The 18,163-nt window shown below is 69.9% G+C and carries 10 protein-coding genes; 1 reads left to right on the plus strand and 9 read right to left on the minus strand.

What is annotated here, in order from left to right; translation table 11 throughout:
* Positions 1 to 2 precede the first annotated feature (2 nt).
* A complete protein-coding gene (locus tag BLU09_RS05470; protein ID WP_244171432.1) occupies positions 3 to 1,301 on the minus strand; it encodes an NTP/NDP exchange transporter in 1,299 nt (432 codons plus the stop codon).
* A 95-nt stretch (positions 1,302 to 1,396) separates the two neighbouring features.
* Entirely contained in the window at positions 1,397 to 2,701 is a 1,305-nt protein-coding gene (locus tag BLU09_RS05475) for a pyridoxal phosphate-dependent aminotransferase (protein WP_090486419.1), read from the minus strand.
* Between the two features lie 275 nt (positions 2,702 to 2,976).
* On the opposite strand from BLU09_RS05475, the gene BLU09_RS05480 reads away from it, so the two are divergent.
* Positions 2,977 to 3,714, plus strand: a complete 738-nt coding sequence (locus BLU09_RS05480) for an AMIN-like domain-containing (lipo)protein (RefSeq protein WP_425270573.1) — start codon at positions 2,977 to 2,979, stop codon at positions 3,712 to 3,714.
* Between the two features lie 11 nt (positions 3,715 to 3,725).
* On the opposite strand, the gene BLU09_RS05485 is transcribed toward BLU09_RS05480, so the two are convergent.
* From BLU09_RS05485 to BLU09_RS05515, 7 genes are all read right to left on the minus strand, one after another.
* On the minus strand, positions 3,726 to 5,690 hold the full coding sequence (locus BLU09_RS05485) for a 4-alpha-glucanotransferase (RefSeq protein ID WP_090486424.1): 1,965 nt from the start codon (positions 5,688 to 5,690) through the stop codon (positions 3,726 to 3,728).
* An 84-nt stretch (positions 5,691 to 5,774) separates the two neighbouring features.
* Complete coding sequence (locus tag BLU09_RS05490) at positions 5,775 to 8,969, minus strand: efflux RND transporter permease subunit (protein ID WP_090486427.1); 3,195 nt, start codon at positions 8,967 to 8,969, stop codon at positions 5,775 to 5,777.
* 24 nt (positions 8,970 to 8,993) lie between these two features.
* Positions 8,994 to 10,205 carry an efflux RND transporter periplasmic adaptor subunit gene (locus BLU09_RS05495; RefSeq protein WP_244171433.1) on the minus strand — a complete coding sequence of 404 codons (1,212 nt, stop codon included), beginning with the start codon at positions 10,203 to 10,205 and terminating at the stop codon, positions 8,994 to 8,996.
* 208 nt (positions 10,206 to 10,413) lie between these two features.
* Complete coding sequence (locus BLU09_RS05500; RefSeq protein ID WP_090486434.1) at positions 10,414 to 11,478, minus strand: ADYC domain-containing protein; 1,065 nt, start codon at positions 11,476 to 11,478, stop codon at positions 10,414 to 10,416.
* A 78-nt stretch (positions 11,479 to 11,556) separates the two neighbouring features.
* Positions 11,557 to 15,381 carry an nSTAND1 domain-containing NTPase gene (locus tag BLU09_RS05505; RefSeq protein ID WP_090486435.1) on the minus strand — a complete coding sequence of 1,275 codons (3,825 nt, stop codon included), beginning with the start codon at positions 15,379 to 15,381 and terminating at the stop codon, positions 11,557 to 11,559.
* Positions 15,382 to 15,500: 119 nt separating this feature from the next.
* Complete coding sequence (locus BLU09_RS05510; protein ID WP_090486438.1) at positions 15,501 to 15,962, minus strand: response regulator; 462 nt, start codon at positions 15,960 to 15,962, stop codon at positions 15,501 to 15,503.
* Between the two features lie 148 nt (positions 15,963 to 16,110).
* Positions 16,111 to 17,781: an Ig-like domain-containing protein gene (locus BLU09_RS05515; RefSeq protein WP_167371027.1), complete on the minus strand. Its 1,671-nt coding sequence runs from the start codon at positions 17,779 to 17,781 to the stop codon at positions 16,111 to 16,113.
* Positions 17,782 to 18,163: the final 382 nt, after the last annotated feature.

Consider the following 18,163-nt stretch of genomic DNA (forward strand, 5'->3'; position numbering starts at 1 on the left):
CGCTAGCGGGCCGCGACCTCTTCGGACACCGGCGCCTCGGGCGCGGCGGCCGGCACCGGCTCCGCCAGCCTCCGCTGGTGACGCGCGAGATACAGCGACACGCCCAGCCACAGCCCGGCCAGGGGCACCGCCGCCAGCGACAGGCCCGTCATGCCCAGGCCCAGCTTCGTGAGGCCCCCCTGGAGCCAGGCGCTCACCGTGTCGCTGCCGCGGTACACCACCGTGTCGATGAAGCTCTTCGACTTGTAGCGCGCCTCGCGGTCCACGGTGGTGAAGAGGACCTCGCGCGAGGGCCGCTCCAGCGCGTAGTGGCTGGCGCCGCGCACCGCCTTGAACAGGATGAGCACCGTCAGCACCGGCATGGCGGCCAGCCCCAGGAAGCCCAGGCCCGTCACCACCGGCGCCACGGCGAGCCCTGCCCCCAGCCCCAGCCAGGAGATGACGCGCCCCGTGACGAGCGTCTGCAACCCCAGCGTCGCCAGTTGCACGTAGAAGTCGATGTCACCGAAGAGGGCGGTACGGCTGGCCGCGTCGTTGCCGAGCGCGGCGACGAGCCGCACCTCCTGGAAGTAGAGGAACGTGGAGGTCGCCGCGTAGAGCAGCACCTGGAGCCCCAGCGCCAGCAGGAACGGCGACGTCACGATGAGCCGCAACCCCGCGAGCACGCCGCCGCCCACCGGGCCCTGCGCCGCCGCGGGCTGCTGCTGGACGTCCTGGGCCCAGCCGCTCAGCCGGCGCACACACTGTGCGCTCACCTCCAACAGCACCACCGAGATGAGGATGAGATTCACCGGGCCCACCGGCTCGGCGAGCCGCCCCACCAGGAAGGGCCCCACCAGCATGCCCGTGGTGCCACCCGCGGCGATGAAGCCGAAGAGCCGCTTGCTCTGTCCGCTGGCGAAGACGTCCGCCATGAAGCTCCAGAAGATGGAGACGACGAACAGGTTGTAGACGCTCAACCAGACATAGAAGACGCGCGCCACCGCCTCCCGCGCCACCCCGAGCTTCAAGAGCACGAAGAAGCCCAGCAGGTTGAGCAGGAAGAAGCGGTAGATGCGAGGAATCACCACCCGCCGGGGCCAACGCGACACCAGGGCGGAAAAGGCAGGCACCGCCGCGAGCATCACCAGGAAGGTGGCGGTGAAGAGCCAATCCAAGCCCTTCACGCTGCCCGCCGTGCCCATCTCGTTGCGGATGGGCCGGAGGATGGCGTAGCCACACATCAGGGTGAAGAAATACAGGAACGACCAGCGGACGGCGCCGACTTCCTCGTCCCGAACGTCCACGAATCGCCTGAGCATGGAGGAATTCACGTGAGCGGCCCAACGAGGCCCCGGGCAACGTATTCCCAGGACCTCCATGATGGAACGAGCGCGGCGGGAAGATGTCGCAAGGATTACGCGCCGGAAGAGAGGACCTCGCGGAGCGCCGCCTCCACCCGGGGCAGCGCCTCCTCGATTTCCTTCACCGACGTGGCCCCCACCGACAGGCGGAACCAGCCCGTGTCCGCGTCCAGTCCGAAGGCCTGGAAGGGCACCACGCCCAGGTTCGCCTTCTCCAACAGGAGCTTGCGGATGTCATTGTTGGAGCGCAGGCCCCCCTTGCCCACCAGGTCGAAGCGCACCGACAGGTAGATGGCGCCCTGGGGCGCGATGTGCTGCACCGGCAGCCCCGCCTCGCGCATGCGCGTGAGCCCCTTGTGCAAGGCTTCCAGCCGCGCTTCCACGGACTTGCGCATCCCCTCCAGGAAGGTCTCCGTCGCCGCCGTGTCGTCGAGGTAGCGCGCCACCGCGACCTGCTCCGCCTTGGGGGCCCAGGCGCCCACGTGGCCGAGCACGTCCCGCATGCGAGCGATGATGGTCGGCGGCCCCACGCCCCAGCCCACGCGCACGCCCGTGGCGGCGAAGGCCTTGGAGATGCCGTCCACGAACACCGTGTACGGCGCCACCTCCGGCACCAGCGACACCGGCGTGACGTGCCGGGCCGCGCCGAAGCTCAGCACCCAGTAAATCTGGTCATACATGAGGATGAGCGGCTTGCGGCCCTGCTTCTCGCGCTCGCGGTTCTCCGCGACGACGCGCTCGCAGATGGCGCCCAGCGCATCCGGCTCAATCATGGTGCCGGTGGGGTTGAGCGGGCTGCACAGGCACAAGAGGCGCGCGGCGCCCAGGTGCGGCGCCAGCTGCTCCACGGTGGGCATGAAGCCCCGCGCGGCGTCCGTCACCACCACCGCGCTCTTCGCGTCCATCATGTGCGCGTAGTGGTTGTTGTTCCACGAGGGCACCGGGTAGACGACCGTCTCCCCCGCGTCCAGCACGCTGCGGTACGTGCCGTAGATGATGGGCCGCGCGCCTCCCGCGATGACGATGCCCTCCAGCGGGTACTTCAGGCCCAGCGAGCGCTCATAGAAGCGCTGCACGGCCTGACGGAGCTCCAGCACGCCATCCGACGGTGGGTAGTTCGTCTCGCCCGCCTGGAGCGCGGCGGTGATGTGCTCCCGCAGCGGGTCGGGGATGGGGAACTCGCGCGGGTTGAAGTCGCCCACGGTGAGGTTGCACACCTTCTGGCCCTCGGCGATCCGCTCGCGAATCTCCGCCGCGATGCGGAGGATTTCGCTGCCGACGATGCCACGCGCCATCGTTCCCACGGTGGCGTCGTCCTTGGAGGGGCGGGGAAGAGAGGTCAGGTCGAGGGGGGCCATGGGGGATGCTTTCCGGTGCGTGCGCGTTCGGGGGCCGCGCGGACGACTTGCGGCGCGGACGATAGTCGCGGCCCCATCGTCCTGTGTCATCCATTCGTGGTGACGGTGGCCCTCCGGGGCAACCGGTTCTCCGTGGAAATTTCCAGCGCTCCCGGGGCCGTCCACGGGTGTTATCTTTGCCCGCTTTCCCCTCGTGACACTGGCCCCCGGGCCGCCGCTCGTGCGAGACGAGGGGCCGCAGTCCCGAACTCGCAGGCCCTGGCAGGAGGGGAATGATGACGCGGTCCGGACGCAGGATGACGTCGCTGTGGTTGGCCGGGTGTCTGGCGTTCGCCGGGTGCTCCAAGAAGGAGGAACCCGCCGCGGCGCCCACCGGCGCGCAGCCCCAGCCCGAGGTCCAAGCGCCGCCCACCTCGCCGCCCCTGGGCACCATTCCCCGCGAGGGCGAGGCCGCCGCCAAGCCACCCGTGCACACGGCCTCGATGGGTGATGAGGAAGTGGCCGGCGCGCCTCCGAGTGAGACAGAGCCGCCTTCGGACGCCCCCGCGGGAGACGCTCCCGCCGAGGACCCGAAGAACCGCGAGTGGACCACCACCCCGGTGTCGATGAAGCGGCGCCCGGCCCAGACGGTGACGCTGCGCTCGGTGCGCGCTGGCACGCATGCCGACTTCGACCGCGTGGTGTTCGAGTTCGACGGGTCGCAGGTCCCCGGCTACCAGCTCCAGTACGTGGACAAGCCCATCATCCAGTGTGGCTCCGGGGACGAGACGCCGCTGGCCGGCAAGGGCTTCCTCCAAGTCATGCTGACCCCCGCGCGTGGCCATGACGACCAGGGCCGGGCCACCGTGGCCGCGCTGGAGATGAAGCCCAAGCTGCCCACCCTGCTGGAGCTGGTGCGCACGTGTGACTTCGAGGCCGAGGTGACGTGGGTGCTGGGAAACAAGGCCCCCACCGACTTCCGCGTCATGGAGCTGCGCGACCCCACTCGCCTCGTGGTGGACGTGAAGCACTGAGGGCCCAAGCGTCACCCGGCCCGCAGCTCCCGGGCCAGCGCGTCCAGTCCTTCCAGCAAGCGCTGATGCCGCGCGCGCGCCAAAGCCCCCTGCGCCCGCAGCGCCATGGCGAGCGCCGCGGGCAGGTTCACCGCGGCGTCTCCCTTCAACCGCTCGCGGTACTCCCGCGCCCAGTCCTGGGGCACGCGCAGGGACCAGTTGCGCTCATCCACCGTGCCGGGCGCGTTGTACGTCTCCGACATCCCGAGCAGGTCGGTGAAGAACATCATCACGTTGCGCGCTCGGCTGGCGAACAGGTCCGCCACCTTCGCCTGCGCCAACCGTCCCGGGCTCGTGGACAGCTCGCGCGCGAAGGCCTCGCGCTCCGCGGGCTCGGGGCACAAGCGCGCGGCCAGGTACTCCGCCTGCGCGTGCAGCGAGCCCTTCCATTGCCAGTCCGCCACCAGGCGCCAGAGGGACTTCGTGTCGTGGTTGCCCACCATCACCCAATCCTCCGGGCCCACGTTCTCACTGCGGTACACGTCCGACGGGTCGTGCAGGTCCGCCTTCTGCGTCACGCGGAAGCGGCCCAGGCCGTACTGCGCCAGCACGCGCTCCAGCGGGTACGGCAGCGTGCTGAGCACCTCCGCGAGCAAGTCGCCCACTTGCCGCCCGTTGCGCCGGGACGCCTCCACCACCGTGTCGAAGAGGACGCTGTAGCGGCGCACCTGTTCAGGCGTGAGGTCCTTCACCCAGCGGTCCGCGTAGCGCGGCACGGCGCGGTCCACCTGCTCCGGGCGCACGAGCGCGAAGTGCGCCAGCTCCGGGTGGTCCGGCAGGTCCGGTGAGGAGAAGAGCCGCGCTCCATGTTGCACGGACCACAGCGCGTCCGGCAGGTCCGCGCGGTACACCCACGGGCACACCAGCCCGTGCGGATGGTCCAGCCGCAGCCCGTCGTATTCGCCGAGCATCTTGTCCATGCGCGCGTTCATGAAGCGCAGCACGGGCCCGTTGCGGCTCCCGGCGTTCGTCCCGGCGTCGTCCGGCTCGAAGTACTGCTCCGGGTCCATCACCGGATAGTTCCACGGCTGGCCGTCCGGGTTCGTCCTGCTGGGCGGGGCGCCCATGAGGTAGGTGCGCAGGAAGAGGCCCTGCCAGGCCCACGCGTCGCGCGGCGACAGGCCAATCTGGAGGTCGCCGTACAGCTTCAACCGCCATGCGCCCACGCGCTCGCGCAGGCCTTGGTGCTGCGCATGGACCAGGAACTGACAGAAGGCGTAGCGCTCCAGCGTGTCCGCGTAGCGCAGCTCCAACTGCGTCAGGCGCGCGACGGCCGCCGCCTCCTCCTCCGGACGGGGGTTCCACAGCCGACCGTCCAGCGAGTCCGCCCAGCGCCGCCAGTCCGGCTCGCGCTTCTCCTCGCACAGCACGTCGAAGAGGGCGTCCCGCACCAGCCAGGCCCGGTGCTGCTGACGGAAGGTGTCGAAGCGCGAGGCCAGTGCCTGGATGGCCGGAGCCGCGTCCGGCGCCGCACGCTTCTGTTGGAAGGTGCGCCACGCTTCGTTCAGCAGGGTGGTCTGCGCGCGGAAGGCGTGACGGAAGCGCGCTCCGGGGGGCAGCGCCGAAGGGCGGCTGGCGGCGAGCTGCGCCACGCGGCCCGGTGGCAGCAGCGCGCCCCAGGGCTCGGGGGCCTCCAGCGGCGCGAGCGCCACGTTGAGGAGGTTTCGCGAGAAGAGCGTGCCGTCATACGGCGAGGCGTTGAACTCCGTCACCTGCCCCTGCGGCCCCAGCTGGATGCCGTTGAAGCCCAGCTCCCGGGCGAACGCGAGGAAGCGCGCCGCCCCTTCCGAGTAAGGCGAGCCCCAGCCCGTGTCCTCTTCTGGAAGGCTGGGGAAGCTCGGGTCATGGATGCTGAGCACCCAGTTGCGGACGTCGAGCGCGGCCAGGGCTTCGGTGACGAGTCGGTGGTGATTTTCAGGCAGCAAGGCGCGAGACATGGCGGAAGGGGCTGACCCTACGGCCCCGGGTGCGATGCGCCAACCGTCCTGTCGTCCCGAACCCGCCCGTTCGTTGCCGAGCCCTCAATCGTGGCGCGCCTGAGGGGCGGGCCGGGGCTCTCCACGGCCGCCGCCCCCTCCCGGAACGTGAGGCCGCTGTTCGGGAGGCTTCATCCGGAAGAGCTTGCGCAGCATGCGGGTGGACCACGTCCGGCCGTCCACCAGGATTTCGTACACCGTGGGAATCACCAGCAGTGTCAGCAGCGTGGACGTCAGCGTGCCGCCAATCACCGCGCGTCCCAGCGGCGCGCGGAAGTCGCCGCCCTCGCCCGCGCCGATGGCCACCGGCACCATGCCCGCCACCAGCGCGAAGGTCGTCATGATGATGGGGCGCAGACGGATGCGGCCCGCTTCGATGAGCGCCTCGCGCAGGGGCATGCCCTTCTCGTGCGACCACTTGGCGAAGTCGATGAGGAGGATGGCGTTCTTCGCGACAATTCCCATCAGCAGCATGATGCCGATGAGGCTCATGAGGTTGAGCGTGTCGCCGGTGATGAGCAGCGCCAGCACCACGCCGATGAGCGACAGCGGCAGCGAGATGAGGATGGCCAACGGGTCCAGGAAGGAGCCGAACTGGATGACCAGGATGAGGTACATCAGCATCAACGCCATGCCGAGCGCGATGAACACGCGCATGAACACCTCGGCCTGGTCCGCGGACTCGCCGCCCGTCGTCAGCGTGTAGCCCGGCGGCAGCTTCACGCCGTCCAGCCGCTTCTGGATGTCCGCGCCCACCTCCGACAACGAGCGCCCCTGCACGTTCGCCTGGACGTTGATGACGCGCTCACGGTTCAAGTGCGTCACCTGCGCCGGACCCAATGTTTGACGGATGTCCGCCACCTGCCCCAGCGGCACCAGCCGGGGCGGACCGCCCGCCGCCGCGCCCACGGAGATGGGCAGTTGCGACAAGTCATTGGGGTTGTCACGCGCCCCCGGAGCCAGCCGCACCATGACGTCTCGCGTCTCCCCGATGGGGTCCACCCAGTCCCCCACGTCCAGGCCCGCGAAGGCCGGCCGCAGCGCCTGGGCCACCTGCCCCACCGTCACGCCCAACTGTCCGGCGAGCCCGCGATTCAGCTCCACCTCCAGCTCCGGCTTCTGCCCTCGCGTGGACAGGCCCACGTCCACCGCGCCGGACACCTGCGCCACTTCCTTCTGGACCTGCTGCGCCAGCTGCGTGAGCACCCGCTGGTCCGGACCGCGCAGCTCGTACTGGAGCTGCTTGAAGGCTCCACCGAAGCCCGAGGTGAAGACGGAGACGGTGGCGCCGCCGATGCGCTTCATCTCCTCGCGGAACTGGACGCCCAAGGCGTCCTGGCTCACGTCGCGCTCCGCCTTCGGCTTGAGCCGCACGTACACCAGGGCCTGGTCCACGCCGGGCGCGCTGAGCGCCAGGGGCACGCCGATGGTGGCGTAGGTGTAGTCCACCTCCGGGTGGGCGCGCAGGGTGCGCGTCACCTCGTCCACCTTGCGCCGCGTGTACTCCAGGCTGGAGCCCGGCGGCGTCTCCACCAGCAGTTCCACCTCCGCGCGGTCGCTCACCGGCACGAAGCCGGCGCCGCCCACGGTGCCCTGGAGCACCAACGCGCCCACCAACGAGCCCACCGCCACCAGCACCATCACCAGCCGGTGGTCCAGCGCCCAGGCGATGACGTGCTTGTAGCGCTCCGCCTGCCGGTCGAACCAGGCGTTGAAGCGGTTCAGCGTCCGGGTGATGAAGCCCGGGTTCTCCTTCCTGGGCGGCTCCGGCCAGTACGCGCTCAGCATCGGGTCCAGCGAGAAGGACACGAACAGCGACACCAGCACCGCGCAGGCGATGGTGAGGGCGAAGGGCTTGAACCACTGGCCGGCCACGCCGTACATGAAGGCCACGGGCACGAAGACGGCGACAATGGAGAAGGTGGTCGCCGAAACCGCGAGGCCGATCTCCGAGGTGCCCTCGCGTGACGCCGTGTAGTGGTCCTTCCCCATCTCCACGTGGCGGACGATGTTCTCTCGCACGACGATGGCGTCGTCGATGAGGATGCCGATGGCCAGCGTCAGGCCCAAGAGCGACATGGTGTTGAGCGTGAAGCCGAAGGCCCACACGCTGATGAAGGACGCCAGCACGCTCACCGGCAGCGCCAGACCGGTGATGACGGTGGAGCGCCACGAGTTGAGGAAGACGAAGACGACCAGCACCGTGAGCAGCGCGCCTTCCACCAGCGCGGACTGCACGTTGTGCACGGCGTTCTCCACGCGGACGCCGGCGTCGCGCACGATTTCGAGCTTCACGCCCGCGGGGAGCCGCTGCTGGAGCGCCTGCACCCGCTCACGCACGGCGTCCGCGACCTCGGTGGTGCTGTAGCCCCGGGCCTTGAGCACGTCGATGCCCACCGCCTGGGCGCCGTTGAAGAGCGCCAGCGTGCGTGGCTCCTCGGCGCCGACGAAGACGTCCGCCACCTGCTCCAGGCGGATGGCCTGACCGTTGCGCGAGGCCACCACCATGGTCCGGAAGTCCTCCACCTTCTCCAGGCGTCCCTTGAGGCGGATGGACTCCTCCGTCAGCGGCGCGTTGATGCGGCCCACCGGCGCCGCCAGGTTCTGCGCCTGGAGCGCCGCCACCACCTCCGCCACCGACAAGCCCGCGGCCTGGAGCGCCTCGGGCTTGAGCTGCACCGTCATCTCCCGCGCCACGTCACCGACGACCTCCGCCTGGGCGACGCCGGGCACCGAGCGCAGCTCGCCCACCACCGTCGGGTCCGCCACCAAGGACAGCGCCGCAACGTCCAACCCTTCCGAGGTGAGCGTCAGCGACACGATGGGCTGGTCCGCCGGGTCGAAGCGCGTGAGGATGGGCTCCTCCATCTCCTGTGGCAGGTCCGCGCGCTTGCTGGAGATGGCGTCCCGGATGTCTTGCGTCGCTTCCTGGATGTCCTTCTCGAAGTCGAAGAACACCGTGAAGGACGCCAGGCCGTCGGTGGCGATGGACGTCGTCTCCTTCGGGTCCACGCCGCTGATGGCGAAGATGGCGTCCTCGATGGGCTCGAGGATTTCCCGCTCCACCGTCTCGGGTGAAGCGCCTGGATAGACGATGGTGACGCTCACCACCGGGGGCTGGACGTCGGGAAACTCGTCGGTCTCCAGGAGTCCCAGCGACACGAGACCGAAGACCACCAGCGCCAGCATCGAGGTGATGGTGATGATGGGACGCTTGATGGCGAAGTCTGAGATGAACACGGACGTGACTCCAGGCTTGGCGCATCAGTGGGACGGCGCAGCGTCCTCCGCCGGTGGTTGCGTGGACGCGGGCCGCGGCGTGGGCTGCATTGCTCCCGACGACGAAGGCGGCGGTGCCTCCGAGCCCCCAACGCCGGGCCCCGCCTCCTCCACGGGCTTCGAGTCAGGCCGCGGGGGCGACACCTTCACGCGCCCGCCCTCCACCACCTCGCTCCGCGCGGCGCCCAGCAGCACCACGTCGCCGTCCTCCAGGCCTGAGCGGACCTCGACCTGCCGCGCCACCTCGTCGCGCAGGCCCAATGTGACGTTCACCCGCTGCACGCGCCCTTCCTGGATGCGCAGCACGGCGGGCTCGGTCCCCGTGTCGTCGATGGCGTCGATGGGAATCGCGACCGCCTGCGTGCCCTTCGAGGCCACGCGTCCCTCCGCGAAGAGGCCGGCCAGCAGTTGGAGGTCCGTGTTGGGAATGGCCACGTAGATGCGGACCTGGCCGGTGGCCGGGTCCACCACCGGGTTGATGCGCTCCACCGTGCCGCGGAAGGCGCGGTCCCCGTAGCCCGTCACGTGGAACTCCACCGGCGTGTCCACCTTCACCTGTTCGAGCTGCGCGGCGGGCACGGAGGCCTCCAGGCGCAACGTGCGCGGATCCACCACCGTGAAGAGCGGCGCGCTGGGCTGGACGACGTCACCCGCGCTGGCCTGCCGCTCACTCACCACGCCCGCGAAGGGCGCCACGACGCGCGCGCGGTTGAGCTGCTCCTGCGCCAGGGCATGCCGGGAGCGCGCCTCCGCGAGCTGCCCCTTGGCCTGCTCCACGGAGAGCTCCGCCCGCTCGAAGTCGCGCTGGGTGATGACGCCCGCCTTGGACAGCCTCGTGGCGCGCTCCTGCTCGGCCTCGGCCACCTGGAGCGCGCTGCGGGCCGTGCGGACCGCCGCCGACGCCGCGATGAGCTGGTCCTTCAGCGTGACGTCCTCGATGCGCGCCAGCTCCTCCCCCTTCTTCACCACCTGGCCCTGCTGGGCCTTGATGTCGAGGATGGTGCCGCCCACTTCCGCGCGCACCGCCGCCGCCGTGCGCGCCTGCAGGTTGCCGGAGATGCCAGGACCGGAGCGCAGCTGCCGCACCTCGGCGCGGGCCACGTTCTCCGGGCCCAGCGTCACCTCCAGCTCCTCTTGTCGAGGCGCGGGCGCGGCTTCCCCACCCTCGCGGCAACCGGACAGGGCGCAGAGCCCCATCAGAATCCCCGCCGAGGTTCCGCCGAAGACCTGTCGTATTCGAGCCCGTCTCACAGCGCGTCTCCCATCCCCGCCCCCCACGGCGAGCCGGCTAACCATGGTGTCGGCCCCCTGCCCCCGGTAGCCGAGGACAACGAGGTCCACCGCCAGCAAGCAGGCCGGGCTGACGGGCTGGCGAGCCTTCTCAGGCACGCCAAGCGGACGGCGCCTACTGCGCGGGAGGGACCTCGCTCATGATGAGCGTGCCGGCCTGGAAGTGGGCCCACTTGCCGCATTGGGTGAGCTGCGTCTGCCCCGGGCAGCTCACGGCCTGTGCCGCGCGCGTCGTCTGCGTGAAGCAGCGCGCACCGTCGGCGTCCCACTCGGCCTCGTGCAGCCACGCCTCCGTATCCGTCTGCACGTTCACGCCGTCATGGAGGTTCACCCACTGGCCATCCGTGGTGTGCGACGTGCCGTCGCCGCAGAAGTCCGCGCGCACCATGCGCGTGCACGCCTGATGGTGGTCCGCCAGGCTCAGACCGTCCGCCGTGGTGCCCCAGGGCCGGTAGCCGAAGCGCACGCACTTGGCGATGGCCGCCCCCTCGCAGGCGAAGGTGAAGCGCGCGGCGTCATCCACCTTCGCGCCGCCGCCCGCCACGCCCTGGCGGTAGTCCCACCGGCCCGCCACGGGGATGGCGCCCAGCGCGGAGCCGTCCGCCGCCGCGCACGCGGGCCTCCAGAGGGCATCCGCCGCGTCGTAGTAGGAGACGTGGTACGCCCAGACGTCCGCGTCCGCGCCCGCTCCAGGCTCGATGCCGTCGACGCGCAGCTCCACGGTGTCACCACTGCTCAGGTTGCCGGTGAAGCGCGCGCCCAGGAAGGACTGGCCGGACACCGGGCCGCTGGAGGCGACGCCGTGGAAGACGCTGCCCTCCAGCCGCACCGCGCCGAGGACTTCCTCCGCGATGCGGGCGCCCGCCAGGTCCACGGACACGAGCAACTGCCCCAGCTCGGGGGTGTTCAGGTTGCGGCCATTCAGGTTGCGGCCATTCAGGTTCCGTCCGTTCGGCGCCGCCAGCTCCGCCACGCCCGAGCGCAGCGCCACCGGCTCCGTCACGTTCCCCGCACAGCCCGCCATGCTCACCGCGCTGACCAGCGCCGCCACCGTCTGCTTCCAAGCACCCATCACCCACCACCTTCCCGGCCCGACCACGGAATCAATGTCCGCAGCGGCCGCCCGCCCAGCAACTCGCCTGAGCACCCGCAGGCACTTGCTTCGTCCACTGCGCATCACCCGCCCCAGACGCCAGGGCGGACACAGGGTTCCTCCGTCCGGTAGCGCGCGGAGCGGATGTAGGGCAAGCAGGCGGGCTCAGGGGGGCGTGGCGGATGCCACGTCCGCGCACACCCGCATGCCCACCGTCACGTCGCGCAGGGACGGCTCCGGCAGCTCGCGGTTGGAGGCGCGCGCCGAGGTCGCCGCGAAGGCGAAGCTGCCCCCACGCGCCACGGCCTTGCCCGGCTCCAGCCAGGAGCGGGTCCACTCCCACACGTTGCCGGACATGTCGTCCACGCCGAAGGGACTGCGCGAGGCGGGGTGGCTGCCCACCTCGTCGGGGCCGAAACCTCCGGGCTGCTTGCCGTAGGTGGTGTCGATGTTGGCGTCGTCCGGGGCCAGGGTGTCGCCATGCGGGTACTCACGCCCGTCCACGCCGCGCGCCGCGCGCTCCCACTCCAGCTCCGAGCAGAGCCGAGCGCCAGGGACGCGGCCGCTCTCCGACAGCCACGCGGCATAGGCCTCCGCGTCCGCGAAGGTGATGCCGCTGACGGGGAAGCGCAGCCAGTCCTGTTCCGCGCGCGACGTGCGGCGGGCATAGCGCAGCGGCTCTCCGGCCCGCGCCATGTAGGGCTCGTTCCCGGGCTGGAAACGCAACCGCCAGACGCCGTCCACCTGCCCCAGCGTGAGCAGGCCCGCGTAGCCGCCCGTTCCCACGCGCGGCAGCCGCTGTGCGCGTTGCGCGGGCGGCAGCGCCTCCACGTAGGCCAGCCACTCGGCATACGTCACCTCATGCCGGGCCACCAAGAAGGCGGGGACGTCCACGGAGTGCAGGGGCACGGCGTTGAAGAACTCGCGCACGCTGGCCTCGGCCGCGCTGCCGAACTTCACCTCGCCCGGCGGCACGAAGACGAAGCCCTCCGGCACGCTGCCCATGCGCGGCAACGGCACGCCGAGCCGCCGCGACTCGCCTCGCCGCAGCAGCACCCACTGCACCACCGGCTCGTAGCCGAGCGAGCGCGCGGAAATCTGGTACGTGCCCGGCGCCACCGCTGCGTCCAGCCAGCGCCCCGGGTCCGCTTGCAGGGGCTCTCCCAGCTGAAACCTGCCCTGCGCATCGCGCGTCAGTGGACGCAGCTCCACCTCCGCCCCTGGGACAGGTGTCTCCAGGGTGAGGCTGGCCGCGGCGTTCCAGCGCCGCCAGCGCGTGCCCGCCGTGTCATAAAGCCGCAGACGCTGGAGCAACGCGGGCAGCGCCGAGACGTCTTCGTCCTGCTCGGCCCACAGGGCGCGCTCGTAGAGGAAGTCCGCCAGGGCCTCGCGCACGTCTGCGCGGCCGGGCGCCAACGCCAGCGCGCGCTCCAGCCTTCCGGCCACTTCGTCGAAGCGGCCGCGCAGCTGTCCCGCTTGCGCACCGGCCCGGTTCCAGTGCCGGTCCGCGTCGGCGCGGCGGCCGGTGTCGTAGAGGCGGAAGGCCTCATCACGCTCGGCGCGCAGCGTGCCCCAGTCCTGACGCACGGCGCTCAAGGCCTGGGCCGCCTGGCCCAACTCGTCGCGCACCTGCCGGTCCAGGCTCCAACGCTCCCTCAGCTTGAGCCCGCCGTAGACGAGCCCCAGGGACACGACGAAGCCCACCACCAGCGCATGCCGCGTCCGCCGGCTGCGCACCATGGTGCGGCGCGAGGCCTTCAGGAAGTCGCGCTCGCGACGGGTGAGCTCTCCCGTGTCGAGCACCTGCGTCTCCTCCAGCTGACGCGGGCCCCAGAGGGATTCGCTCGGGAAGCCCAGCTTCTCCCAGTGCGCGGCGGCGGCCTCCAGCCGGGATTGGACCTCGCGGCGCTCGGAGGCCTCGGCCAGCCAGCGCGCCAGCGTGCCCCAGCCGGAGAGCAGCGCCTCGTGGGCAAGCTCGTAGGACGTGCCCTCCTGGGCCTCGCGCGCCACGAGCAGCCGCGCGTGCACCAGCGCCTCCAGGGCGGCGCGGTAGCGGGCGTCGTCCCCCACCAGCTCGCGGTCCGTCTTCCGCGCGCGGGTGCCGTCCGCGGTGACGAGCCGCAGGAGCACGCCCCGGGCCGCCACCCGCTGGTCCGGGAGCAGCCGGGCCACCGCCGCATCCGCGTGCCGCGCGAGCGCGCCCTCCACGCCGCCCAGCGAATCGAGCACCGCCTGCGTCATGACACCCGCCGCCGCGTCGCGCGCCTCCCACATCTCGGCCAGCGCGAACTGGAGCACCGGGAGGCCGCCCTCCGCCGCGGACAGGGTGGAGGTGACGAGCGCATCCACCAGCGCGTCGGATTCGAAGCGCACGCCCTTCACGCGAGCGGGGCCCGTCACGGCTTCCCGTGTCTCCTCGGGCGACAAGGCGCGCAGCAGGTACAGCGCGCGCGGCACCTCCGCGCCCAGCCCGGGCACGGCGGACAGCCGGGTGAGGAAGTCACTTCGCCCCGTGGCGAGCAGGCGCACGCCACTGGCGCCCTCCGCGAGGGCCCCCAGGGCCTGTCCCGCCAGCTCCGCCTCGGCCGGCGGCGCCAGCGTCACCAGTTCCTCGAGCTGATCCACGTAGACGAGCAGCCCCTCCTGGGCCCCCAGCTTCACGCGGAGGCGGCGCACCAGGGACGTGGGCTCGGCGCGCAGGGCTTCGGCCAGGGTCTCCTCTTCCGTCTCCAGCACGGGCGCGAGCGCCGCGACCAGGGCCGCCAGGGGCCTGCGGCCCGGCACCAGCCGCACGCTGCGCCAGCGACGCCCGTCCTCCAGGCCCCCTTCGCTGACAGCGGGGAGCAGCCCGGCGAGGCACAGGGAGGACTTCCCCACGCCCGAGTCACCGGTGATGAGCAGGAAGGGCTCCGAGCGCATCCGCTCCAGCACCGCGCGCTGCTCGCGGCGGCGGCCGAAGAAGACGGCGCGGTGCTCCGCCTCGAAGGCCTGGAGGCCGCGATAGGGATTGCCCTCCGGCACCGCCTGGACGGTGTCGTCACGCGTCAGTGCGTCCAAGGCATCGAGCAGCTGTGAGGCGGTGGCGTAACGCTCGGATGGCTCGCGACGCAGACACTTGTCGATGACGGCGGCGAGCCCGGCATCCACACCGGCCACCACCTGGGCCAGGGGTCTGGCATCCCGGTGGCGCACCCGCTCCGGGAGCTCGCGCCACGGCACGTCCCGGAAGGGGCCCTTGCCCGCGCACAACTCGTACAGGACGACGCCCAGTGAGTACACGTCACTGCGCGCCGTCAGCGCCTCGCCCGCCCAGGCCTCCGGGGACATGTAATACGGCGTCCCCACCAGCGAGCCGCGCGGCAGCGATGGAAGGAAGATTCCGTCCAGCGAGCGCGCGCCCAGGTTCGGGCTGGCCTCCGGGTCCAGGTCAGGAGGCAGCTCCGGCGGCGGAGTCCCGGAAGCGGGCGGCGCGCCGTCCCCCGCCCCGGCGGCCCGGTCCAGGAGCTTCGCGAGGCCGAAGTCGAGCAGCTTCACCTCGCCAGCCTCGGTGAGCACGGCGTTGCCGGGCTTGATGTCCCGGTGCAACACCCCGCGCCGGTGCGCGGCGCTCAGGCCCCGTGCCAGATCCCGCCCCATGGCCAGCACGCGCTCCCAGGGCTGGGGCTTGGGCAGCCGGTCCAGGCTCATCCCCCGGATGAACTCGGAGACGAGGTAGGGCTGCTCCTCCAATTGTCCCACCCGGTAGAGGGTGACGACATTGGGGTGCTGGATGCGCGCGGCCGCCCGGGCCTCCACGAGGAACCGCGCCAGGGCGTTGGGCCCCAGGGCGGGGATGAACTTCACGGCGACGGGGCGCTCGAGCAACGTGTCATGGGCCAGGAACACCCGCCCCGTGCGCCCACGCCCGATGGCCCGCACAAGGCGGTACTCGTCGAACTCCTGGGGAGGAGTCCACGCATCAGGAGGCGGCGAGGCGGCCGGAGAGCCCACACCCGGTGCCTATGCATCCGTCCGTCAGGGGTCAACTGAACGGGCCACGGGGGAGGAGACTCCAGGACGCCAGGGCCGATGGAGTGTCCGTTGCCGAGCAGTGGTGTTGTCCTGGGGCCTCAGCCGCCCCGGACCTTCCCCTTGCTCGGCTTGAGCATGTTTCGGATCTTGTTCTCCAAATCCTGCGGCAGGCAGGGCTTGGCGACGAACTCGTCCGCGCCAGCGTCCCGGGCATGCTCCGCGTTCCCCGCGAGCACATGGCCGGTGAGGGCCATGACGGGGATGTCCCGGGTGCGGGAGTCCTGCTTGATGCGCCGCGTCGCCTCCCAGCCGTCCATGACGGGGAGGGACAGGTCCATCAGGATGATGTCGGGTTCGCCCTCGCTGGCCTTCTCCACCGCTTCCACGCCGTTGCGGGCGGTGTCCACCTCGAAACCGACGAACTCCAGGTACTCCGCGTACATCTCCCGGGCATCATCGAAGTCGTCCACCACGAGCACACGCTTCTTGTTCCCCCCCGCCGCGGGCTCCTTGGCGGTTGGCATGTCTTCTGCCGGGACTGTCATCGCCGTGCTCTTCATGGGACAGACGCCTCTCGGGTTGAAACGGGCGTTGAGCAATCTATACACGCCCCTCCCGACGTGCCCACCCCACCCGGCTCTTCAACGAATGCGGACCGGAGTGCCAGTACGTGTTCATTGGAGAACAGGTGGGGTGGATGGTGGGTGGTCAATAGTTGGCGCGGTAGACGTAGAGGTGGTGCTGGCTGGGAGTGCCTTCGGCCGCCTCTATGCGGGCCAGAACAGGTTGGTCGTGTGCGTCCAGCGCAACAACACCATGACCAACGGGGACCCTTCCTGGCAGCGGGCGCAGCAAACCACCCAATGGTCCCCATGCAACGCCGTCCCAGCGGCGGAGATAGGTAACCCAAGGCCCATCAGCAATCTCAGGCTCGCCCAGCAACGCAACCAGTCGGCCCTGAGTATCGACACCAAGCCCCCCGATCAGCGCATCCGTAGCCCCCGGAAACAGGCCGCCGGCAGGCGCACCAAGGTTGACCCATCCTTGAGCCTCATCAAATCGCTGGACCCCACCAGCCTGTGCCCCATGGATGTCCATATACGCGACGGCCCGAACCAGGTTGCCATCCCCATCCAGGCCATATCTGCGATGCGGCCCATCAATGGGCGTCACTAGGGACTCCCACGCACCACCGTTCCACCTCTGGATATACGTCTTCGAGACGCTCCAACCCGGGTTGGACTCGGACCAGACGACAATTGGACGTCCCGACACATCCAGCAACAACCCCACATTGGAGACTTCCCATGTGGGGTCGACCTTGAGAGCCCCACCTATCGGCGCCCAAGCAGAGCCTCCCCAAGTCAGGACCGATATCTGGGACTCTTGATTCGAGTTCTTTTCTCGAAAAGCCATCGCCATGTCGCCACGAGCGTTCGCCTTGAACTGGAACATCTCGATGATTCCTTGTGACAGGCGTGTCTCGACAGGCCCCCCTACAGCGGCCCACTGGCTTCCGGACCAGCGGCGGACATGCACATTGATGTACCCAGCCTCCGTCCCCTCCGTCCAGGCCACGACTGGGTCTCCTTCTGGAGAAATCTGGAGCACGTATGAGTGAACAAATGTCTCACCGTCATTCGCATCCAACACCTCTCCCAACGGCTCCCACAAAGTCCCATTCCACCGTTTGACATGGACGCCCCAATTCCCAGGCCTGGCGCCATCAACAAACGCAACAATGGGGTCACCCGCCGCATCAAACCCAAGCGACGGCGTATACACATTGGAATATCCTGCAGGATCAGCAGCAAGACCACCGCCCATGGAGAGATAGGCCGGGAACGTCCACTCCCAGGAGGCCACGGGGGCGGCAAATGCGTTTCCCGCTACGTCCGTCACAGACTCAGTGAGCGTCACGGACATCACCGTATCGACCGGAACGGCCCCCAGAGGCCGCAACGTCAGCGAAGTACGCTCAGGGGAGAGCTGCAACTCCGCAGGAACCTCGCTGCCATTCGACCAGAGCTTCACGGAGTCTGTCGTGACAGAGGCGGGCTCAATAGGCTCGGAGAATACGGCCTGGATGGGATGGCGAACCAATGCTGTCTGAGCCCCCGGCAAGGGGGTCTGCGAAACAAGCCTCGGTGCCGTCCGGTCCACGGTGAGCGTGCTCGCATCGCTCATGATCCGGAGTTCCCCGATGGTGCCCCTCGCTGCAAAGCTATGAATTCCCTCATCCAGAGCCTCCGTGCTCCAGCGCAGCTCGTAGCGAGGCGGAGGCAGCAAGGCGACCGAATTCCCGTCGACGAACAGTTCAACGGCGTCTGGCGCATCCCCCGACACGGAGGCACGAACCCAGACGTCTCTATTCGTCACGGTCCGCGACAACTCAAGCATCACCGTGGGAGTCGACACCCCCGCATCAGCCGCAGGACCTGCGTCAGGCGTTTGGGGGACCACATCGACTTCCGGCACGTTGATACAGGCCCAAAGCAAGGAACAGAACCACACTGACAGGAGTCGGATGAATCGCATGTATCTGGCTTTCGGATGCAGCAGCCGTTCCCAGCAAAAGTGGACTTTGCTGCCACCAAAGGCTTGGATAATCGATGACTTACAGGGCGGGAGCAGGACGCTCCCACCCGAGGCACGCCACGCCTTGGACCCTGGGTCCAGATAGATGGACTCCCTGTCCGACCTGTGCGCTCCAAGCTTCAAAAGACGACACCCCTATGGAGACGCGCTCCATAGGGGTGCA

The organism is Myxococcus virescens (assembly GCF_900101905.1).
Classification (GTDB): Bacteria; Myxococcota; Myxococcia; order Myxococcales; family Myxococcaceae; genus Myxococcus; species Myxococcus virescens.